The following is a 20,515-nucleotide window of genomic DNA, read 5'->3' on the forward strand; positions in this document are numbered from 1 at the left end:
CGCCTTCTTTGGTCTTGGGTTGCAACGCACCATGGCGGACACGATGAAAGCGCTGGTCAAGCGCGAAGCGGGCAAGGGCATCTGGATGGAACAGGTCGCCAAGCCCACGCCCGGCCCCAACGAGGTGCTGATCAAGCTGGAGAAGACCGCCATCTGCGGCACCGACCTGCACATCTACCTGTGGGACGAGTGGAGCCAGCGCACCATCAAGCCGGGCCTGACCATCGGCCACGAATTCGTCGGCCGCATCGCGCAGCTGGGCTCGGCGGTGACCGGCTACCAGGTCGGCCAGCGCGTCTCGGCCGAGGGCCACATCGTCTGCGGTCACTGCCGCAACTGCCGCGGCGGGCGCCCGCACCTGTGCCCGAACACGGTCGGCATCGGCGTCAACGTCAACGGCGCCTTCGCCGAGTACATGGTGATGCCGGCCTCCAACCTGTGGCCGATCCCCGACCAGATTCCCTCCGAGCTGGCCGCGTTCTTCGACCCGTACGGCAACGCGGCGCACTGCGCGCTGGAGTTCGACGTGATCGGCGAGGACGTGCTGATCACCGGCGCCGGCCCGATCGGCATCATCGCCGCCGGCATCTGCAAGCACATCGGCGCGCGCAACGTGGTGGTCACCGACGTCAACGACTTCCGCTTGAAGCTGGCCGCCGACATGGGCGCCACGCGCGTGGTCAACGTCGCCAACACTTCGCTCAAGGACGTGATGGCCGACCTGCACATGGAAGGCTTCGACGTCGGCCTGGAGATGAGCGGCAACCCACGCGCGTTCAACGACATGCTCGACTGCATGTACCACGGCGGCAAGATCGCCATGCTCGGCATCATGCCGCGTGGCGCCGGCGCCGACTGGGACAAGCTCATCTTCAAGGGCCTGACCGTGCAGGGCATCTACGGCCGCAAGATGTACGAGACCTGGTACAAGATGACCCAGCTGGTGCTGAGCGGCTTCCCGCTGGGCAAGGTGCTGACCCACCAGCTGCCGATCGACGACTTCCAGAAGGGCTTCGACCTGATGGAGGAAGGCAAGGCCGGCAAGGTCGTGCTGAGCTGGAACTGAGTCCGCCGCAGGGACCCGCCTCGAAGGCGCCGCAAGGCGCCTTTCGTTTGCATGTGCCGCTGCGCCTGGAAAGCAGACAGGGCGCCTTGCGGCGCCCTGCTGCTGGATCGAGCCGGCAGAACCTCAGTTGGCCACGGTGACGCTGACCACGAAGCGGCTGTCCGCGATATGGCCGTAGGCATCGCGGCCATCGCCGTCGGTGCCGATGTAGGCCGCGGTCAGCGTCGCCGGGCCGAAGGCCTTGGACAGACTCACCGACCAGTCCTTGTAGTCGCGACCGACGCTGCCGTCCTCGAACTCGGTCACGCCGCCGGTGGCGGCCACGCTGAAATCGTGCGGAAGGCCCCAGCTCACACCGCCCTGGTAGTACCAGCTGTCGGTGTCTGAATTGAAGATGTTGTCGGTATAGGCCACCAACGCGGTGAAGTGGGAGGCGATGGTGGCCTTGGTGATGAACTCGTTGTAGTTGCCCGAACCGGCGCCCGGGTAGTTGTAGCGGTTGATCATGAAGTCCAGGTTGAGCCAGTCGCTCGCATCGACGTTGTAGCCGACGAACGCATCGACCTCGTAATCCGGGTCGCCCTTGCCGAAGTCCACGTTCGATGCCCACGTGCCGACATACAGACCGATCGGGCTGTGGTAGGTCAGGCCGGGCTGGAAGGCCGGGCCGACGTCGGTCTGCGACAGTCCGCGGAAGCGGTAGTCGGTCGTGGCGGTGAGCGACCACTTCCAGGAAGAGGCGGGCTCCGCCGCCTCCTGGGCAAAGGCAACCAACGGCAATCCGGCCAGGGCCAAGGCCAGGGCAATACGCAGCTTCTTCGACTTCATGGGACGCTCCTGAGGGGTAGGGCGGAGGTTTGTCGGATCAGTCAAACGTGCGACATGCGATGCAACGGGATTTTCACTCCTTTTTAACCAGCCCGATAGTGCGTCGCACCATCCACCCCCGTCAATCCCTGGCCAAGGACCCCGCCGAGGCCTTCATTCGCCGGCGAAAACGCCCCATCGCGTCGGCACTAGACCGATCCTCTCGCCGACCCGTGCGCTTCCGGTAGCGGCCGGCAGCTCCAGCTCGAGCAGCGCGCCGTCGTCGATGCGGGCATGGACGCGCTGCCGCGGTCCACTGCGCTGCACGCTCTCCACCTGCGCCAGCCAGCCGCCCTGCCCCGGCGCGACCGGCTGCAGGTCCTGTGGACGCACGAACAGCGCCACCGCCCCGTCGGGCAGCGCATCGCCTTGCGGCGCCGGCAGTTCCAGCCCGCCCACCCGCAGCGCGCCGCCGTCCTTGCGCCCTGACAGGCGGTTGGCCTCGCCGACGAAGCCGTAGACGAAGGCCGAGGCGGGCTGGTCGTAGATCTGCGCCGGCGTGCCGACCTGTTCGATCCGGCCCCTGTTGAGGATGGCCACGCGGTCGGCCAGTTCCAGCGCCTCCTCCTGATCGTGGGTGACGAACACCGTGGTCACCCCGGTCGCCTCGTGCACCTGCCGCAGCCAACGGCGCAGGTCGCGGCGCACCTTGGCGTCGAGCGCGCCGAAGGGCTCGTCCAGCAGCAGCATCTTGGGCTCGATCGCCAGCGCGCGGGCCAGCGCCACGCGCTGGCGCTGGCCACCGGAGAGCTGGGTGGGATAGCGCCCGCCCAGGCCTTCCAGCTGCACCAGCGAAAGCAGTTCGCGCACCCGCGCGGCGATCCTGGCCTTCGGCCAGCGCGCGCCGCCGCGGCGGACCTTGAGGCCGAAGGCGATGTTCTCCTCCACCCGCATGTGCTTGAACAGCGCGTAGTGCTGGAACACCACGCCCACCTGGCGCTGCTGTACCGGCAGCATCGAGGCGTCCTGGCCGTCGAACAGCACGCGCCCGCCGTCGGCATGCTCCAGCCCGGCGATCACCCGCAGCAGCGTGGTCTTGCCCGAGCCCGACGGGCCCAGCAGCGCCAGCAGCTCGCCCGGACGGATGTCCAGATCGATCGCGTCCAGCGCGGCGAAGGCGCCGAAGCGCTTGGAGAGGTGTTCGACGGTGATGCCCATGGGTGTCGCGGACCTTGAATCAGTGTCGGTGGCGGGCCGCCAGCGCCTCGCCGTGGCGCCATTCCAGCCAGGCCTTGAGCGCCAGGGTGACCAGCGCGCTCAGCGCCAGCAGCGAAGCGGCGGCGAACGCCGCGCTGTAGGCGTACTCGTTGTAGAGGATTTCCACGTGCAGCGGCAAGGTATTGGTGCGTCCGCGGATGTGCCCGGACACCACCGAAACGGCGCCGAACTCGCCCATCGCCCGCGCCGCGCACAGCAGCACGCCATACAGCAGTGCCCAGCGGATGTTGGGCACCGTCACCCGCCAGAAGGTCTGCCAGCCGCTGGCGCCCAGCGTGAGCGCGGCCAGTTCCTCGTCGCTGCCCTGCTGCTCCATCAGCGGCATCAGCTCGCGGGCGATGAAGGGGAAGGTGACGAAGGTCGTGGCCAGCACGATGCCCGGCAGCGCGAACACGATCTTCGGCAGCTGGATCAGCGTCTCGCCCAGCAGCGGCAGCTGCACGCGCCAGCCCTCGTCGATCAGCGGCCAGGCCCAGCCCTGGCGGCCGAAGATCAGCATGAACACCAGGCCGGCCACCACCGGCGAGACGGCGAACGGCAGGTCGATCAGGCTGACCAGGATGCGCTTGCCGGGGAAGCGGTGCTTGCTGACCGCCCAGGCCGCGGCGACGCCGAAGACCAGGTTCAGCGGCACCACGATCGCGGTCACCACCAGGGTCAGCCGGATCGCCGCCAGCGCGTCCGGATCGGTGATCGCCTTGAGGAAGGTCGCCAGGCCGCTGCGCAGCGCTTCGGTGAACACCAGCACCAGCGGCAGCAGCAGGAAGGACAGCAGGAACAGCAGCGCCAGTCCGACCAGCGTCCACCGCACCCAGGCCGGCTCGGTGGTGGGCGCGCGCAGGACGCGCCGTGGCGCGGGCACGGCTGCCATCAGGCCGCGACCTTGAGGCCGCGGCGCGCCAGCCGCGCCTGCAGCGTGTTGATCACCAGCAGCATGGCGAAGGACAGCAGCAGCATCGCCGCGGCGATCGCGGTGGCGCCGGCATAGTCGAACTCCTCCAGCTTGATGGTGATCAGCAGTGGCGCGATCTCCGACACGCCCGGCAGGTTGCCGGCGATGAAGATCACCGAGCCGTACTCGCCCACCCCGCGCGCGAACGCCAGCGCGAAGCCCGACAGCACCGCCGGCCAGACCGTGGGCAGCACCACCTGGACGACGGTGCGCAGGCGTCCGGCGCCGAGGCTGGCGGCGGCCTCCTCCAGTTCGGATTCGACCTCGGCCAGGACCGGCTCGACCACGCGCACCACGAACGGCAGCCCGATGAACACCAGGGCCACGGTGATCCCCAGCGGGGTGTAGGCGACCTTGAGGCCGCCGGCCTCCAGCCAGCGGCCGATCCAGCCGGTCGGGCCATAGAGCTGGGTCAGGGCGATGCCGGCCACCGCCGTGGGCAGTGCGAAGGGCAGGTCCACGATGGCATCGAACAGGCGCTTGCCCGGAAAGTCGTAGCGCACGAACACCCAGGCCACCAGCGTGCCGGCGACAGCGTTGAACGCCGCTGCCGCCAGCGCGGTGGTGAAGCTCACACGCAGCGCGGCCAGCACGCGCGGGTCGGTCCACACCGCCCACAGTCCGTGCCAGCCCAGTCCCGCCGACTTGATGAACAGACCCGCCAGCGGCAGCAGCACGATCAGCCCGAGCCACAGCAGCGTGGTGCCCAGGCTGAGGCCGAAGCCGGGAATCACCCGTCTTCGGCGCCGGTGCGACGCGGCAGGAACGGCGACGCTCAAGGCCGCTGCTTTCCCGCCAGCATCTTGTCGAACTCGCCGCCGTCGGCGAAGTGCGTGGCCTGCGCCTTGGCCCAGCCGCCGAACACCTGGTCCACCGTCACCAGCTGCACCTTGGGGAAGCGTGCGATGTCGGCCGGATCGGCGAACTCGGGATGGCGCGGGCGGTAGAAGTTGTGGGCGATGATCTTCTGCGCCTCCGGCGTGTACAGGAACTCCAGGAAGCCCTGCGCCTCGGCGCGCGTGCCGTGCTTGTCCACGTTCTTGTCCACCAGCGCCACCGGCGGCTCGGCCAGGATCGACAGCTTGGGCACCACGATGTCGAACTTGTCCTTGCCCAGCTCCTCCTGCGACAGGAAGGCCTCGTTCTCCCAGGCCAGCAGCACATCGCCGATGCCGCGCTGGACGAAGGTGGTCGTGGCCCCGCGCGCGCCGGTGTCCAGCACCGGCACGTTGTTGTACAGCGCGGTCACCATGCGCCGGGTCTTGACCTCGTCGCCCTTGAAGATGTGCAGGCCATAGGCCCAGGCGGCCAGATAGTTCCAGCGCGCCCCGCCGGAGGTCTTGGGATTGGGCGTGATCACCTGCACGCCGGGCTTGAGCAGGTCGGGCCAGTCCTTGATCTGCTTCGGATTGCCCTTGCGCACCAGGAAGACGATGGTCGAGGTGTAGGGCGCGCTGTTGTCCGGCAGGCGCTTCTGCCAGTCGGTCGGCAGCAGCTTGGCCTGGCTGGCGATCGAGTCGATGTCGTAGGCCAGCGCCAGGGTGACCACGTCGGCCTCCAGGCCATCGATCACCGCGCGCGCCTGCTTGCCGGAGCCGCCGTGCGAGCTCTCCACGCTGACCGACTCGCCGTGCTTGGCCTTCCAGTCCTGGGTGAACGCGGCGGAGAGCGACCGGTAGAGCTCGCGCGTGGGGTCATAGGACACGTTGAGCAGCTGCTTCTGCTGGGCCATGGCCGCCGCGGCCACGGTCAGCAGGCACGACGCCAAGACCAGCGCGAACAGGCGGATCAGGCGACGGGTGCGGGTGGGGGTCATGGCGGATTCCTTGCGTAATGGACAGCGAGCGGGGCTGCATTCAGGAATGCTTATGCTGCCCAGGCATGAATGTGCCACGAAATAATGAAAGCGCGCGTGCTTATCGCCAACGGGAATCAGCCTGAACCGGAGACCGGCCACAGCGGGGGCGATGCGTAAAATGCGCCCTCCGTTCCCGCCCCAGGCCCGCCGCGATGACCGATGCCCTCCCCGCCCCGACCCACCGCTACGCCGAGGAGCTGGACGGCATCCGCGAGGCCGGGCTGTTCAAGTCCGAGCGCATCATCACCGGCCCCCAGGCGGCGCAGATCACCCTGGCCGACGGACGCCAGGTGCTGAACTTCTGCGCCAACAATTACCTGGGCCTGGCCGACCATCCGGACATCATCGCCGCGGCCAAGCAGGCGCTGGACACGCACGGCTTCGGCATGGCCTCGGTGCGCTTCATCTGCGGCACCCAGGACCTGCACAAGCAGCTCGAGCAGACCATCGCACGCTTCTTCGGCAAGCAGGACACCATCCTGTACGCGGCCTGCTTCGACGCCAACGGCGGCCTGTTCGAGCCGCTGCTGGGCGAGGACGACGCGATCATCTCCGACGCGCTCAACCACGCCTCGATCATCGACGGCGTGCGCCTGTGCAAGGCCAAGCGCTTCCGCTACGCCAACTGCGACATGGCCGACCTCGAAGCGCAGCTGCAGGCCGCCGACGCCGCCGGCTGCCGGACCAAGCTGATCACCACCGATGGCGTGTTCTCGATGGACGGCTTCATCGCCCCGCTCGACGAGATCACCGCCCTGGCCGCCAAGTACGGCGCGCTGGTCCACATCGACGAATGCCACGCCACCGGCTTCCTGGGCCAGACCGGGCGCGGCTCGGCCGAGGTCAAGGGCGTGCTGGACCGGATCGACATCATCACCGGCACGCTGGGCAAGGCGATGGGCGGCGCGCTGGGCGGCTTCACCACCGCCAGCGCCGAGGTGATCGAACTGCTGCGCCAGCGCTCGCGTCCCTACCTGTTCTCCAACTCGCTGCCGCCGCACGTGGTGGCCGCAGGGATCAAGGCCTTCGACATGCTGGACGCCGCCGGCGACCTGCGCACGCAGCTGCGCGAGAACACCGCCTACTTCCGCGAGAAGATGACCGCCGCCGGTTTCGACCTGAAGCCCGGCGTGCATCCGATCAGCCCGGTGATGCTCTACGACGCGCCGCTGGCGCAGCGCTTCGCCGAACGCCTGCTGGAAGAAGGCATCTACGCGATCGGCTTCTTCTTCCCGGTGGTGCCCAAGGGACAGGCCCGCATCCGCACCCAGATCAGCGCCGCGCATACCCGTGAACACCTGGACCAGGCCATCGACGCGTTCACGCGCATCGGCCAGGAGCTTGGCGTGTTGAAGGGCTGATTCCTTCGCCGCCGACCAGACCGATGGCGCGCCGGGCTGGTGCGCCCACCTAGGGCGCTCGGTACGCACCGGCGCCCGGTTCGCTTTGCGAAGGAAGCGTGCATCGAGGCCGCCCGCACTGGCGTCCGCGCGCCGCGGCCGCGTCAGGATCCGGGGCCCCTCCCCGGACTGACGGCGTTGGAAGGCGGCGCGAGCGCGCTCACTTCCTGTGGCGTCAGTTCACGCCAGGCGCCCTTGGCCAGTTTTCCCAACGGCAGCTCGCCGACCGCCACGCGTACCAGCCGCAGCGTGGACAGGCCGAACGCCTCGAGCAGCCGCCGGATCTGGCGGTTGCGCCCCTCGTCCAGCGTGATCTCCAGCCAGGCATTGCGCCCGCCGCTGCGCAGCAGCTGCGCGCGGGCGGCACGCAGGTGTTCGCCGTCGACCGGCACGCCCTGCTCCAGCCGCGCCAGCAGCGCGGCATCGGGAATCGCGTCAACCTGCACGTGATAGGTCTTGCTCGGCCCCGTCGCGGGATCGGTGATCGCCGCGGCCCAGGCCGGATCGTTGCTCAACAGCAGCAGGCCCTCGCTGGCCTTGTCCAGCCGACCCACCGGCGCCAGCCACGGCAGATCCGCGCCATCCAGGCAGCGATAGACCGTGTCGCGCCCCTGCTCGTCGCGCGCCGTGGTAACCAGGCCGCGCGGCTTGTTGAGCATCAGGTAGCGGCGTTCGGCGCCCGCGTCCGGCTGCCCATCGACCTCGATCCGCGAACGGCCGGCAACGGTCGGAAACTCGGGATCGCGCACCACGCGCCCGTCGACGCGCACTCTTCCGGCCGCGATCCAGCGCGCCGCCTCGGTACGCGAGCACAGGCCCAGCTTGGACAGCGCGCGCGCCAGGCCATGCCGCGGCGCATCGCCGCGAACCGGTTTGCGGGTGGCCATGGAGTGCGCCCTCCGAGCCGTCGACGCACGCGCCGACGCGGCCGCCTTACTGCTTGTCGGCGGCCGGCACCACGGCAGCGGGCGTGGCCGCGGCGGGGGCCACCGGCGCATCACCCGGGACGGCGACCGCGGCGGCCGGCTTGGCCTTGACCACGCGCACGCCGCGCGACTTCATCCATGCATCGAATTCATCGGCCGTCATGCGCTTGCCGCCCTGGTTCATGTCGAAGCGCCAGGGCGAGTTGTCGTACTGGGTCTTGGGCTTGTAAGCGGCGGGATCGTTGGCCTTCACCGCCGGCGTGGCCATGGCCAGTTCGCGGCAGCCATCGACCTTCATCCGCAGCAGCACGCGATCGACCGACTGCGCCTCGTCGTAGGACTGCGCCAGCACGCCACTGGGCGCGCCCAGGCTGGTGGTGTTGGCGAACAGTTCCACGGCCACCGGCGAGAGGATGGTCGTGCGCTGCGGCAGCGGCTGCGGCACCACGCCGTTGCAGTCCTGGGCCGCTTCAGCGTGTGCGAACGGGGCAACGGCGAGCAGGGAGACGACCGCAACGAGGGATGCGCGCATAGGGACTTCGCAAGGGAAAAAAGAGGGTTGCGGGAGTTTATGCAGGCCGCGTGCGCGCAATCAACCGTTACGCGATGTTTTCCGCGCAAATGACTGAAAGAAAAGACTGAATACGATGGCGAAGCGAATCCGTGCGACTGAAGTGCATGCTGCGCCAGCGCTCGGAAGCTTGAACGCGTCGATGGGATGGGTGCTGGCCGGTGAGCTTGCTCCGTGCGGCGGCTTCTACCCGCCACGCGCGACTCATCGGCTCGGACGGCCCCGCTGACGGAAACGCCGCGACGCCTCGATAGCGGGAAAAGAAAAAGCCCGGCACAAGGCCGGGCTCTTCTTCACTGCTGAAGGTGGCTGCGGATTCCCGCAGCCAACCCCTGAGCGGCCAGATCAGTTCTGGACGTTCAGCTCGGTGCGACGGTTCTTCGCACGACCCTCGGCGGTGTCGTTGGTGTCGATCGGGCGGGTCTCGCCGTAGCCGATCGGGCCCACCAGACGCGAGGAGGACACGCCATTGCTGGTCAGGTAGTCGTACACGGCCTTGGCGCGACGCTCCGACAGCTTCTGGTTGTACTGCTCGGTACCGACCGAGTCGGTGTGGCCGGCGACTTCGACGCGCAGATCCGGGTAGCGGTTCAGGATCTGAACGGCCTCGGACAGGATCGCCACGGCGTCCGGACGCAGGGTCGACTTGTCGAAGTCGAAGTTCACGCCCTTCAGGTCGATGGTGACCGGAGCCGGGCAGCCGTCCGGACCGATGGTCTGGCCAGCCTGCGAACCGGGGCACTTGTCGTCGCAGTTGTTGACGCCGTCACCGTCGTCATCCAGATCGGCGCAGGTCTGAGCCGGCGGCGGCGGCGGCGGCGGGGCGACCGGCTCGGCCTTGGTGCCCAGCGGGATCACGACGCCGACCGAAGCCAGCACGTCACCGAACCACGACTCGTCCGGAGCGCGGTGGCTCTGGTCGTTGAAGTCGCCACGGTAGGCCACTTCGGCGCGCACGGCGACGCGGCTGTCGAAGGTGGTCTGCAGGCCGACGCCGACCTTGGCGGCGAAGTTGCCGTCCTTGTTCTTGGCCGGGGAATCCGGGTTCGGGAAGTTGTCGTACTCCTCTTCCGAGCGCTGGTAGCCCAGCCCCATCAGGACGTACGGGTTCCAGCCGCGGCCTTCCTGGATGAAGTGGCGACGCAGGTCGAACGAGATGCCGTACTGCGACCAGTTCAGGTTGTCTTCCGGATCCAGGCTCGGGTTCTGGTAGTTCAGCTCACCGTCCAGCGACCAGTTCGGGCTGATGAACTTGCCCAGGCCCAGGGTGGCGAACGGAGCGTCGTCGGTCTTGCGATCGCTGTCCTGCAGGTTGTAGCCGACCGAACCGGTCAGATACCAGCGGTCATCAAACTCCTGAGCCGAAGCGGCCTGCGCCACGCTCAGTCCGGCCAGCATCGCGGCGCAGAGAAGTTTCTTGTTCATTTGCGACTCCTTGAGAGTTCAGGTTTTTGAAAACCGACTGCGTGGGCGTGGGGGGTTCCCGAGCCTTACGGCATTCAGTCCAATGTTTAAACGACATGGGTAGCCGTCAACACCGGCGCAGATTATGCAGGGGCTTGTGAAGACGACGTTAACAGCAGCCTAACAAGTGGATCTGCGCCCTGCAGTGCGCGGGGCACGTTATACGGGCGCCAAAGCGCAGACGATGTGAAAAGCGTGCGCCAAACTTGTGTCCGAATCGTTCATTGCCTTCGGTTCAGGTGAAGCCGCCGTTGGATTTGCGTCAGCGCCTCTTGTCCGGCGCAGCGCCTTGCGGCATGGTGCGCGCACTCTTCCATACGCAAGCGTATTGACATGCCCAGCCAAGCGCCGAGCCAGGCCGATCCGACCCAAGCCTCCCACGCCTATCCGCATCTGCTGGCGCCCCTAGATCTCGGCTTCACCCAGCTGCGCAACCGGGTACTGATGGGCTCGATGCACACCGGCCTGGAAGACCGCGCGGCCGACTTCCCCAAGCTGGCCGCGTACGTGGCCGAACGGGCGCAGGGCGAAGTCGGGCTGATCGTGACCGGCGGCTTCGCGCCCAATCTGGTCGGCTGGCTCAAGCCGTTCGGCGGCAAGCTGTCCTGGCCCTGGGAAGCACGCCCGCACCGTCAGGTCACCCAGGCCGCGCACGCCCATGGCGCGAAGATCTGCCTGCAGCTGCTCCACGCCGGGCGCTACGCCTACCATCCCTTCTCGGTGGCGCCCTCGCGGATCAAGGCGCCGATCAATCCCTTCACACCGCGCGCCCTGAGCGCGCGCGGCGTCGAGCGCCAGATCGACGCCTACGCCCATGCCGCGCGCCTGGCCCGCCAGGCCGGCTACGACGGCGTGGAGGTGATGGGCTCGGAGGGGTATCTGATCAACCAGTTCACCGCCGCGCGCACCAATCATCGCAGCGACGCCTGGGGCGGCGATGCCGAACGCCGGATGCGCTTCGCGGTGGAGATCGTGCGACGCGTGCGTGAGGCCTGCGGGCCGGACTTCATCATCATCTACCGCCTCTCGCTGGTGGATCTGGTCGAAGGCGGCAACGCCTGGCCCGAGATCGCCGCGCAGGCGCGCGCGGTACAGGCGGCGGGGGCGACGCTGATCAACTCGGGCATCGGCTGGCACGAGGCGCGCGTGCCGACCATCGTCACCTCGGTGCCGCGCGCGGCCTTCGCCGAGGTCACCGCCAAGCTCAAGGGCGAGGTGTCGGTGCCGGTGATCGCCACCAACCGCATCAACATGCCGCAGGTGGCCGAGGACCTCCTGGCGGCGGGCAAGGCCGACATGGTGTCGCTGGCGCGCCCACTGCTGGCCGACCCGCACTGGGTGCGCAAGGCGCGCACGGGCGATGCGAACCGGATCAATACCTGCATCGCCTGCAACCAGGCCTGCCTGGACCACGTCTTCCAGAACAAGCGCGCCAGTTGCCTGGTCAATCCGCGCGCGTGCGCCGAGACCGAACTGGTCTACCGCAGGACGCAGACCCCGCGCCGCATCGCGGTGGTCGGTGCGGGCCCGGCGGGCCTGGCCTGCGCCACCGTGGCGGCCGAGCGCGGGCACCAGGTGAGCCTGTTCGAAAGCGGCAGCGAGATCGGCGGCCAGTTCAACTACGCCAAGCGCATCCCGGGCAAGGAGGAATTCCACGAGACGCTGCGCTACTTCCGCCAGCGCCTGGAAGACACCGGCGTCGAGTTGCGCCTGGACACGATGGCCGACGTGGACACGCTCAAGGGCTTCGATGCGGTGGTGCTGGCCACGGGCATCACGCCGCGCACGGTGCAGATGCCGGGCGCCGATCATCCCAAGGTGATCAGCTATGTGGACGTGCTCTCCGGGCGCGTGCAGGTCGGCGCGCGCGCGGCGTTGATCGGCGCCGGCGGCATCGGCTTCGACGTGGCCGAGTATCTGGTCGAACACGGTGCGTCGCCGAGCACCGATCCCAAGCGCTGGATGGCGCAATGGGGCGTGGACGCACGCTTCGAAGCGCCGGGCAGTCTGGTCAAGCCGAATCCCGAACCGCCGGCACGCGAGGTGTGGCTGCTGCAGCGCACGCCGGGGCGACCCGGTGCGCGCCTGGGCAAGACTTCGGGCTGGGTGCATCGCGCCACGCTGAAAGCCAAGCAGGTGCGCATGCTCGGCGGCGTGGAGTATCTGGGCGTGGACGACGAGGGCCTGCATCTCCGCGTGGACGGATCCGAGCAGACGCTGCCGGTCGACCATGTGGTGATCTGCGCAGGTCAGGAACCGCGACGCGAGTTGTTCGATCTGCTGCAGGCGCAAGGCATCACGCCGCATCTGATCGGCGGTGCGGATGTCGCGGCCGAACTGGATGCCAAGCGTGCGATCGATCAGGCCAGTCGTCTGGCCGCAACGCTCTGAAGGCATGCAATGCGAGCGATGTAAACGTGCTGCATCGCGACATCAACATCGCACTGCCATGAGACGCTGACTGCCGTAGTCAGCGTCGTGATGCAAGCGCCGATATTCAGTTGACGTTTTGAATTCGGCCCGTACCTTGCGCCGACTTTCCGACCCGCCGCCCAGTTCAGGCGGGTCTTGTCTGGCCAACCTTTCATTCAAGGCCAGCACCCGGGTAGCCCGTGAGATGGCTGCCTCCCCATGACGCCCAACCGCTGTGCCGGCCGTCTTCCCCAGTTTCGTGGGACGACCCCTTCGCATGCGGCCAAACGGAGCAAGGAGTTCGATGAAACTGGCCTGGATCTTATGGCTGTCGTCGCATGTGATGCCGCAGCCGGCCGCCGATTCGCTATGTCTGTCCACCACCGTCTATCTCGAGGCGCGGGACCAGAGCATGCGTGGACAAGAAGCCGTTGCGGAAGTCGCGCTGCGACGCCGCGACAGCGGGCTGTGGGGCAACTCGCTGTGCGAGGTCGTCACCGCACGGCATCAGTTCGCCCCCGGCATCGTGCCCAGTTCCACGCGCCTGCAGAACGGCGGCGCATGGTCGCGCTCGGTCTCGGTCGCGCTGGATTCGGAACGCAACTGGGCGCTGCCGCGCGGCGCGCGGCGCGAGATCGTCCCCGGTGCCAGCCACTTCGCCGCGCACGAGCTGGTCGCGCCCAGCTGGGCCAATGCCTACACCGTGGCGACCATCGGCGATCACACTTTCTATCGCGTGCAGTCGCTCAAGCCGCGCTCGTGATGCAGCGGCCACCGTCGGTGGTCCGCGGACAAGCAAGAAGGGCCGGCAATGCCGGCCCTTCTTGTTTACGACATGATCTGGATGGTCTCGATCAGCCGCGCTTGGCCAACGGCACGAACTCCAGGTCCTCAGGCCCGGTGTAGTTGGCGCTGGGGCGGATGATCTTGCCGTCGATGCGCTGCTCGATCACGTGCGCGCTCCAGCCCGCGGTGCGCGCGATGACGAACAGCGGCGTGAACATCGCCGTCGGCACGCCCATCATGTGATAGCTGACCGCACTGAACCAATCCAGGTTGGGGAACATCTTCTTGATGTCCCACATCACCGTCTCCAGGCGCTCGGCGATGTCGTACATCTTGGTGCTGCCCTGCGCCTTGGACAGATCGTGGGCGACCTGCTTGATCACCTTGTTGCGCGGATCGCTGACCGTGTAGACCGGGTGGCCGAAGCCGATCACCACTTCCTTGCGCTCGACGCGCGCCTTGATGTCGGCCTCGGCCTCGTCGGGCTTGTCGTAGCGCTTCTGCACTTCGAAGGCCACTTCGTTGGCGCCACCGTGCTTAGGCCCGCGCAGCGCGCCGATGCCGCCGCAGATGGCGCTGTACATGTCGCTGCCGGTGCCGGCGATGACTCGGCAGGTGAAGGTGGAGGCATTGAACTCGTGCTCGGCGTAGAGCACCAGCGAGGTATGCATGGCTTCGACCCATTCCTTGCGCGGCTCCACGCCATGCAGCAGGTGCAGGAAGTGGCCGCCGATCGAATCGTCATCGGTCTCCACATCGATGGCGCGGCCGTTGTGGCTCCAGTGGTACCAGTACAGCAGCATCGAGCCCAGGCAGGCCATCAGCCTGTCGGCGATGTCGCGCGCGCCTGGATGGTTGTGGTCGTCCTTCTCCGGCAGCACGCAGCCCAGCACCGACACGCCCGTGCGCATGACATCCATCGGATGGGCCGAGGCGGGCAGCTCCTCCAGCGCGGCCTTGACCGCGGCGGGCAGGCCGCGCAGCGATTTCAGCTTGGCCTTGTAACCGCGCAGCTCGTCGCGCGTGGGCAGCTTGCCGTGCACCAGCAGGTAGGCGACTTCCTCGAACTCGCTCTTGGCCAGGTCCAGGATGTCGTAGCCGCGGTAGTGCAGGTCGTTGCCGGTGCGACCGACGGTGCACAGCGCGGTGTTGCCCGCTGGCGTGCCGGACAGGGCGACGGATTTCTTCGGCTTGAAGCCGGGGGCGGTGGTTTGCTCGGACACGGTGTTTCCTCCCGATGTTGGGCTTTGACGTGAGGTGTTCAGGACGATGCGGCCGGCGGCGCGTCGCGCTGGGCCAGCAGCTGCTGCAGCATCTCGATCTGGCGGTTCTGCAGTTCGACCAGCGTGGCCCAGTCCTGTTCGCGCAGCTGGTTGAGCTTCTCGTGCACCTGCAGGATTTCCAGTTCGGATTTGACGTTGACCTGGTAGTCGTTCTCCGCGCGCAGACGGTCGGAGGCGGCCTGGCGGTTCTGGCTCATCATGATGATCGGCGCCTGGATCGCGGCCAGGCACGACAGGCACAGGTTGAGCAGGATGTAGGGATAGGGATCGAACGCCCTGGCCAGCACGAAGCTGTTGATCCCCATCCACACCGCCAGGAACACGCCGAAGGCGATGATGAAGCTCCAGCTGCCGCCGACCTCGGCCACGCGGTCGGCCACGCGCTCGCCCAGGCTACGGTTCTGATTGAACTCGCGCGCCACGTTGCGCGCGACCTGGCGCTTGGCGATGAAGCGCTCGACGATCGCGCGCTCCTCACCCTGCAGCTTGTCCAGTTCGGTCTGCAGCAGGTGGCGCGCGGTTTCGCGCCGGTCGATGCGGGTACGACGCTGGCGTTCGGCGGCGGGCGGGCGCGGGATGTTCATGGGCAGGCGGGGATCAGCTCGGTGGGAGCCCGATCATGCGCGCTTGCCGGCGAACAGCGCATCCAGCTTGTGCTCGAAGGCGTGGTAGCCGATGCGTTCGTACAGCTCCTCGCGGGTCTGCATGGTGTCCAGCACCGCCTGCTGCGAGCCGTCCTGGCGGATCGCCTGGTAGACGCGCTCGGCGGCCTTGTTGGCGGCGCGGAAGGCCGAGAGCGGGAACAGCTGGATCGCCACGCCGACGCTGGCCAGTTCCTCGCGGGTGAACAACGGCGTGGCACCGAACTCGGTGATGTTGGCCAGCACCGGCACCTTCACCGCCTCAACGAAGCGCCGATAGGTGTCCAGGTCATAGGCGGCCTCGGCGAAGATGCCGTCGGCGCCGGCCTCCACGCAGGCGATGGCGCGTTCGATCGCCGCATCCACGCCCTCGGCCTGGATGGCGTCGGTGCGCGCGATCAGGAAGAAGTCCGGATCGGTCTTGGCGTCGGCCGCGGCCTTGACCCGGTCGGCCATCTCGCCCTGGCTGACGATCTCCTTGCCCGGGCGGTGACCGCAGCGCTTGGCGCCGACCTGGTCCTCGATGTGGCAGGCGGCCGCGCCGGCCTTGATCAGCGACTTGATGCTGCGCTCGATGTTGAACGCGCTGGCGCCGAAGCCGGTGTCGATGTCCACCAGCAGCGGCAGCTCGCACACATCGGTGATGCGGCGGGTGTCGATGAGCACGTCCTCCAGGGTGTTGATCCCCAGGTCCGGCAGGCCCAGCGAGCCGGCGGCGACGCCGCCGCCGGACAGATAGAGCGCCTTGTAGCCGGCGCGCCTGGCCAGCAGGGCGTGGTTGGCATTGATCGCGCCGATCACCTGCAGCGGGGACTCGGCGGCCAGGGCGGCGCGGAAGCGGGCGCCGGGGCTGGAAGTGGACATGGCGGACTCCTGGATCGGGATGGAGGCGCGGCGCGGGGGCGCTCGCGGGACGACGCGCAATCTGGCACCCTGCGATGCATTGATCAATCTTGATCGCACAAATCAACCTGTCATGGACCATGACCTGATTCCGGCCGCCACGGCCTGCGAGCTGCTCGGCATCACCAGCGCCACGCTGTACGCCTATGTCAGCCGCGGCCTGCTGGAATCGCGTCCCGGCCCGGACCATCGCAGCCGCATGTACCGGCGCCAGGACGTGGAACGGCTGGCGCAGAACAAGCGTGCCGGTCGCGGCGCGGCGCGCGGCGCGGCACAGAGCCTGGATCGCGGCCTGCCCGTCCTGGAGACGGGCATTTCACTGATCCAGGCCGACGGCCCCTACTACCGGGGCCGCTCGGCGGTGGCCGCCGTGCGCGCGGGCGCGACGCTGGAACAGACCGCGCGGCTGCTGTGGGACAGCGGCGGCCACGATCCTTTCGCCGCGCCGCCTCCGCCCTGGTCACCGACCGTGGCGCGGCTGGCGCTGGACCAGGGCCTGCCGCCGCTGGAGCGCACCCTGGCCTGCATGCCGCTGCTGGCGCTGGAGGTGCGGCATTCGTTCAACCTGGCACCGGCGGTGCGCTTCGACGTCGCCGCGCAGCTGCTGCGGCAGAACGCGGCGCTGCTGATCGGCCGGCAGCCCGCGCCCGAGCCCGTGCACCTGCAGCTGGCTCAGGCCTGGGTGCCGGGCGATGCGGACTTCGCCGAACTGGTCCGCGCCGCGCTGGTGCTGTGCGCCGACCACGAACTGAATGTCTCGGCCTTCGCCGCGCGCGTGGTGGCCTCCACCGGCGCGCACCTGCACGCCACGGTGTGCAGTGGACTGGCCGCGCTGTCCGGCCCGCGCCATGGTGGCGCGACCGCGCGTGCCTATGCGCTGCTGCAGGCCGGTGCCTACGAAGTGGCGGCGCGCTGGGCGCGCGGCGACGACCTGCCCGGCTTCGGCCATGCGATGTATCCGCATGGCGATCCGCGCGCGGCCGAGCTGCTGACGATGCTGCGCGCTCGCCGCGCCGATTGCCCGCGCCTGGCGCAGCTGGAGGCGCTCATCGCCCGTGCCGAAGAGGCCAGCGGCCTGCGTCCCAACGTCGATCTGATGCTGGCCGCGCTCTGCTTCCTCTACGACCTGCCGGCCTCACCCGCCCTGGTGCTGTTCGCCAGCGGTCGGCTCGCCGGCTGGCTGGCGCACGCGCTGGAGCAGCAGACCCTGGGCAAGTTGATCCGCCCGCGTGCGCGGTACGTGGGGCTGCCGCCGGAGGAGCCAGGAACGGGTGGAAAGCAGCGAGAAACGAGGAACGGGTAGAAAGAGAAGCGCAAGCGCGGCTCGCCGCGCCCACTCGCTCCTCTCCACCCGCTCCTGACGCGGCTCAACTCCCCGCGTCCGGTCCACGCGACAGCGCGCGGCGCACTTCCTCCAACGCATTGGGATCGTCCAGCGTGGACAGATCGCCCGGGTCGGCTCCCTGAGCCAGGGCCTGGATCGAGCGCCGCAGCAGCTTGCCCGAGCGCGTCTTGGGCAGCGCGTTGACGATGTACACCCGCGCCGGCCGCGCGACCGCGCCCAGATCGGTCTCCACGATCCTGCGCATGCCATCGGCCGCGCTGTTGCGGGCGGCGGCTTCGTCGGTGGCCTGGCGCAGGGTCGCGAACACGATCGGCACCTGACCCTTCACCTCGTCCGCCACGCCCACCACCGCCGCCTCGGCCACCGCACCGAAGCCGGATACCGATTCCTCGATCTCGCGCGTGCCCAGCCGGTGCCCGGCCACGTTGATCACATCGTCGGTGCGGCCGAGGATGAAGGTATAGCCGTCCTCGTCGCGGATCGCCCAGTCCAGCGAGCTGTACAGCAGTTCCTTGAAATGGCTGAAGTAGCTGTCGAGGAAACGCTGGTCGTCGTTCCAGATCGTGCTCATGCAGCCCGGCGGCAGCGGCGGCTGCATGACCAGCACACCCTTCTGGTTGGGGGCGACTTCCTCGCCGGTGGCCTCGTCGATGACCTTCATGCGGTAGCCGAGGTTGGGGAACCCCGGTGAGCCGAAGCGGACCGGCTTCATGTCCACGCCCGGCAGCACGCACAGCGCGGGCCAGCCCGTCTCGGTCTGCCAATAGTTGTCGATCACCGGCTTGCGCAGCGCGTCGGTGATCCAGTGCGCGGTGGGCTCGTCCAGCGGCTCGCCGGCGAGGAATAGGTACTTCAGCTCGGACAGATCGTGGCGCCGGATGAAGTCGACATCGTGCTTCTTCAGCACGCGGATCGCGGTCGGCGAGGAGAACATCGTGCGCACGCCGTACTGCTCGCACAGCGCCCACCAGATGCCCGGGTCGGGATGGGTGGGCAGGCCTTCGTACAGCAGCGAGGTGCAGCCGCCGATCAGGGGCCCATAGACGTTGTAGGAGTGCCCCACCGCCCAGCCCACGTCCGAGGTGGAGAACATCACCTGCCCCGGCGCGCAGTCGAAGATGGTGCGCATCGATTGCGCCATCGCCACCGCATAGCCGCCGACATCGCGCTGCACGCCCTTGGGCTTGCCCGTGGTGCCGGAGGTGTAGAGCAGATAGCTCGGCTCGTTGGACTCCAGCCATTCCACTGGCACCTGCGTCTGGCCGACCTGCGCGCGCAGGGTGGCGTAGTCCTCGTCGCGGCCGGGCACCTTGGGTTCGGCCGGATCGAGATCGCGCGAGACGATCAGCACCTTGGGCGGGGCGAACCTGGCCTCGGCGCAGGCCGCATCGATCATCGGCTTGTACGGAATCACCTTGCCGCCGCGGATGCCCGCGTCCGCGGCGATCAGCAGCTTGGGCCTGGCGTCATCGATGCGCAGGGCCAGGTTGTGCGCGGCGAAGCCGCCGAACACCACCGAGTGGATCGCGCCGATGCGCGCGCAGGCGAGCATGGCGAACACCGCCTCGGCCATGTTGGGCATGTACACCACCACCCGGTCGCCGCGGCCGACGCCCAGCTGCCTGAGCACCGCGGCGAAGGCGTTCACCTCGGCGTGCAGCTGCCGGTAGGTGATCTCGCGGGTGACGTTGGTCTCGGTGGACACGGCCACCAGCGCCAGCTGGTCCGGGCGCGTCTCCAGATGGCGATCGACGGCGTTGTAGCAGAGGTTGGTCTGCCCGCCGACGAACCACCTGCGGAACGGCGGATTGGAATAATCCAGGATCTGCCGCGGCGGGACATGCCAGTGGATGGCCTTGGCCTCCTCCGCCCAGAACGCCTCCGGCTCCTCGACCGAACGGCGGTACACCTCTTCGTACGATGACATCCACGCCCCTCCCGAGAGCCGATGCCCGGGAGCATAGAGGGCGTCCGCGCGCCCGGCCGTTGGACCATGGTCGATGCTTGGACCATGGTCGAAGCCGGGCCGCGGCGGCGCCTCAGCCGTCGAGCTCTCTTGGCCTACTTCCCGGCAGCCTCGAGCTCGCCGACGGTGACGTGCCCCTTCCATCCGTCAAAATACTTGTCCGAATAGACCCGGATCGCGCGTACGACTGCGTCTTCGGAGGCCGAGGTACATGCTTCCGGCGTTCCGTTCCCTTGGGCCTCCAGCCCCTCGATCCGCGTAATTCCCACGCCATTGACGCCGCTGAAGCACCAACCCGTCCCGTAGGCCGGATTGCTGGTGATCTCCTTGAGGTTGCGGTTCAAGCGCCGGTCCGCCCGAAGCGCGGCGAACGCATCCCCGTAGCGTGGCTGCAACTGCTGCCGGAGCAAAGTCGCGCGCTCCTTCTCGGCGGGGGAAACCTTGGACAGTGCCGACTGATAAAGCGCCACCGCGTCCGGCTCCTTGCGCTCGGCGGCGAGCGCCAGCCAGGCCAGCCCCAGCGGTCGATCCTGCGGCACGTGGTCCCCATTGAAGTACGCAGTCCCCAACGCCCGCTGCGCGAACTTGTTGCCCCACCCCGCGGACAGCCTGAACATCTCTTCGGCCTGTTGATACTTGTCCTCAAGCCAGTAGCGCTTGGCCAAGCAGAAGTTGAACTCGCCCGGCAGCACGCGGAACATCAGCTCGCCGCAGGACGGATTGACGCGTCCATCGGTCGAGGCCACCCGGGCCGCCTCCTCGGACATGGTCTCCTCGTCCTGCGTGGACGCCTTCTGCTGTGCCTGCGCGGCCAGCGGCATCCATGACAGGGTCAAGGCCGCCAGCAAGTTCAGGGC

Annotated in this window: 17 protein-coding genes and 1 pseudogene; 5 read left to right on the plus strand and 13 right to left on the minus strand. The window is 68.3% G+C overall.

All coding sequences use genetic code 11. The features are described from left to right. Positions 1–31: 31 nt before the first annotated feature. A complete protein-coding gene (gene tdh, locus LAJ50_RS14940; protein WP_165424059.1) occupies positions 32–1,066 on the plus strand; it encodes an L-threonine 3-dehydrogenase in 1,035 nt (344 codons plus the stop codon). Between the two features lie 123 nt (positions 1,067–1,189). Here the strand turns inward: tdh and LAJ50_RS14945 are convergent, their stop codons facing one another. The 5 genes and pseudogenes from LAJ50_RS14945 to LAJ50_RS14965 form a co-directional block, all read right to left on the minus strand. Next, complete coding sequence (locus tag LAJ50_RS14945; RefSeq protein ID WP_130549942.1) at positions 1,190–1,894, minus strand: TorF family putative porin; 705 nt, start codon at positions 1,892–1,894, stop codon at positions 1,190–1,192. Positions 1,895–2,047: 153 nt separating this feature from the next. Then, on the minus strand, positions 2,048–3,091 hold the full coding sequence (locus LAJ50_RS14950; RefSeq protein WP_138652929.1) for a sulfate/molybdate ABC transporter ATP-binding protein: 1,044 nt from the start codon (positions 3,089–3,091) through the stop codon (positions 2,048–2,050). A 19-nt stretch (positions 3,092–3,110) separates the two neighbouring features. Next, positions 3,111–4,001 (minus strand): annotated as a pseudogene (gene cysW, locus LAJ50_RS14955) (sulfate ABC transporter permease subunit CysW); the annotation flags it as partial. Positions 4,002–4,021: 20 nt separating this feature from the next. After that, complete coding sequence (gene cysT, locus LAJ50_RS14960; RefSeq protein ID WP_138652927.1) at positions 4,022–4,882, minus strand: sulfate ABC transporter permease subunit CysT; 861 nt, start codon at positions 4,880–4,882, stop codon at positions 4,022–4,024. Then, positions 4,879–5,919 carry a sulfate ABC transporter substrate-binding protein gene (locus LAJ50_RS14965; protein WP_138652925.1) on the minus strand — a complete coding sequence of 347 codons (1,041 nt, stop codon included), beginning with the start codon at positions 5,917–5,919 and terminating at the stop codon, positions 4,879–4,881. The genes cysT and LAJ50_RS14965 overlap by 4 nt, the downstream gene beginning before the upstream one ends. A 194-nt stretch (positions 5,920–6,113) precedes the next feature. Between LAJ50_RS14965 and kbl the strand changes: the two genes are divergently transcribed. Next, on the plus strand, positions 6,114–7,322 hold the full coding sequence (kbl, locus tag LAJ50_RS14970) for a glycine C-acetyltransferase (protein WP_138652923.1): 1,209 nt from the start codon (positions 6,114–6,116) through the stop codon (positions 7,320–7,322). Between the two features lie 143 nt (positions 7,323–7,465). Here the strand turns inward: kbl and LAJ50_RS14975 are convergent, their stop codons facing one another. The 3 genes from LAJ50_RS14975 to LAJ50_RS14985 all read right to left on the minus strand — a co-directional run bounded on the left by LAJ50_RS14975 (position 7,466) and on the right by LAJ50_RS14985 (position 10,283). Continuing rightward, positions 7,466–8,248 (minus strand): pseudouridine synthase, encoded by a 783-nt coding sequence (locus tag LAJ50_RS14975; protein WP_138652921.1) that lies wholly within the window; start codon positions 8,246–8,248, stop codon positions 7,466–7,468. Between the two features lie 46 nt (positions 8,249–8,294). Further along, positions 8,295–8,819, minus strand: coding sequence for a hypothetical protein (locus tag LAJ50_RS14980; protein ID WP_138652919.1), 525 nt, complete (start codon positions 8,817–8,819; stop codon positions 8,295–8,297). Positions 8,820–9,203: 384 nt separating this feature from the next. After that, the gene (locus LAJ50_RS14985) at positions 9,204–10,283 is read right to left on the minus strand and encodes an OmpA family protein (protein WP_130549950.1); all 1,080 of its coding nucleotides are present in this window, start codon (positions 10,281–10,283) and stop codon (positions 9,204–9,206) included. A gap of 372 nt (positions 10,284–10,655) precedes the next feature. Between LAJ50_RS14985 and LAJ50_RS14990 the strand changes: the two genes are divergently transcribed. Beyond that, on the plus strand, positions 10,656–12,713 hold the full coding sequence (locus LAJ50_RS14990) for an NADPH-dependent 2,4-dienoyl-CoA reductase (protein WP_138652917.1): 2,058 nt from the start codon (positions 10,656–10,658) through the stop codon (positions 12,711–12,713). Between the two features lie 325 nt (positions 12,714–13,038). After that, positions 13,039–13,497, plus strand: coding sequence for a cell wall hydrolase (locus LAJ50_RS14995; protein WP_130549952.1), 459 nt, complete (start codon positions 13,039–13,041; stop codon positions 13,495–13,497). 91 nt (positions 13,498–13,588) lie between these two features. Here the strand turns inward: LAJ50_RS14995 and prpC are convergent, their stop codons facing one another. Genes prpC through prpB form a run of 3 tightly spaced genes read right to left on the minus strand, consistent with a single transcriptional unit; the run spans position 13,589 to position 16,308 of the window. Next, positions 13,589–14,743, minus strand: a complete 1,155-nt coding sequence (prpC, locus tag LAJ50_RS15000; protein WP_138652915.1) for a 2-methylcitrate synthase — start codon at positions 14,741–14,743, stop codon at positions 13,589–13,591. Positions 14,744–14,781: 38 nt separating this feature from the next. Further along, positions 14,782–15,387 carry a DUF1003 domain-containing protein gene (locus LAJ50_RS15005; protein ID WP_130549954.1) on the minus strand — a complete coding sequence of 202 codons (606 nt, stop codon included), beginning with the start codon at positions 15,385–15,387 and terminating at the stop codon, positions 14,782–14,784. A gap of 33 nt (positions 15,388–15,420) precedes the next feature. After that, positions 15,421–16,308, minus strand: coding sequence for a methylisocitrate lyase (gene prpB, locus LAJ50_RS15010; RefSeq protein WP_138652913.1), 888 nt, complete (start codon positions 16,306–16,308; stop codon positions 15,421–15,423). Positions 16,309–16,420: 112 nt separating this feature from the next. On the opposite strand from prpB, the gene LAJ50_RS15015 reads away from it, so the two are divergent. After that, on the plus strand, positions 16,421–17,650 hold the full coding sequence (locus tag LAJ50_RS15015; RefSeq protein WP_138652911.1) for a citrate synthase family protein: 1,230 nt from the start codon (positions 16,421–16,423) through the stop codon (positions 17,648–17,650). A 64-nt stretch (positions 17,651–17,714) separates the two neighbouring features. On the opposite strand, the gene prpE is transcribed toward LAJ50_RS15015, so the two are convergent. Both prpE and LAJ50_RS15025 read right to left on the minus strand, forming a co-directional pair. After that, complete coding sequence (gene prpE, locus LAJ50_RS15020; protein ID WP_138652909.1) at positions 17,715–19,619, minus strand: propionate--CoA ligase; 1,905 nt, start codon at positions 19,617–19,619, stop codon at positions 17,715–17,717. A 134-nt stretch (positions 19,620–19,753) separates the two neighbouring features. Continuing rightward, on the minus strand, positions 19,754–20,494 hold the full coding sequence (locus LAJ50_RS15025; protein ID WP_138652907.1) for a hypothetical protein: 741 nt from the start codon (positions 20,492–20,494) through the stop codon (positions 19,754–19,756). Positions 20,495–20,515: the final 21 nt, after the last annotated feature.

Source organism: Pseudoxanthomonas sp. X-1 (genome assembly GCF_020042665.1).
GTDB classification, from domain to species: domain Bacteria; phylum Pseudomonadota; class Gammaproteobacteria; order Xanthomonadales; family Xanthomonadaceae; genus Pseudoxanthomonas_A; species Pseudoxanthomonas_A spadix_A.

Bases quoted from the DNA above. Each gene is read 5' to 3' on its own strand.
- LAJ50_RS14950 (WP_138652929.1), bottom strand. From the start codon at position 3,091: ATGGGCATCACCGTCGAACACCTCTCCAAGCGCTTCGGCGCCTTCGCC.
- prpB (WP_138652913.1), bottom strand. From the start codon at position 16,308: ATGTCCACTTCCAGCCCCGGCGCCCGCTTCCGCGCCGCCCTGGCCGCC.
- LAJ50_RS15005 (WP_130549954.1), bottom strand. From the start codon at position 15,387: ATGAACATCCCGCGCCCGCCCGCCGCCGAACGCCAGCGTCGTACCCGC.
- prpE (WP_138652909.1), bottom strand. From the start codon at position 19,619: ATGTCATCGTACGAAGAGGTGTACCGCCGTTCGGTCGAGGAGCCGGAG.
- kbl (WP_138652923.1), top strand. From the start codon at position 6,114: ATGACCGATGCCCTCCCCGCCCCGACCCACCGCTACGCCGAGGAGCTG.
- tdh (WP_165424059.1), top strand. From the start codon at position 32: ATGGCGGACACGATGAAAGCGCTGGTCAAGCGCGAAGCGGGCAAGGGC.
- LAJ50_RS14975 (WP_138652921.1), bottom strand. From the start codon at position 8,248: ATGGCCACCCGCAAACCGGTTCGCGGCGATGCGCCGCGGCATGGCCTG.
- LAJ50_RS14965 (WP_138652925.1), bottom strand. From the start codon at position 5,919: ATGACCCCCACCCGCACCCGTCGCCTGATCCGCCTGTTCGCGCTGGTC.
- LAJ50_RS14995 (WP_130549952.1), top strand. From the start codon at position 13,039: ATGAAACTGGCCTGGATCTTATGGCTGTCGTCGCATGTGATGCCGCAG.
- LAJ50_RS15015 (WP_138652911.1), top strand. From the start codon at position 16,421: ATGGACCATGACCTGATTCCGGCCGCCACGGCCTGCGAGCTGCTCGGC.
- LAJ50_RS14945 (WP_130549942.1), bottom strand. From the start codon at position 1,894: ATGAAGTCGAAGAAGCTGCGTATTGCCCTGGCCTTGGCCCTGGCCGGA.
- LAJ50_RS14980 (WP_138652919.1), bottom strand. From the start codon at position 8,819: ATGCGCGCATCCCTCGTTGCGGTCGTCTCCCTGCTCGCCGTTGCCCCG.
- LAJ50_RS14985 (WP_130549950.1), bottom strand. From the start codon at position 10,283: ATGAACAAGAAACTTCTCTGCGCCGCGATGCTGGCCGGACTGAGCGTG.
- LAJ50_RS14990 (WP_138652917.1), top strand. From the start codon at position 10,656: ATGCCCAGCCAAGCGCCGAGCCAGGCCGATCCGACCCAAGCCTCCCAC.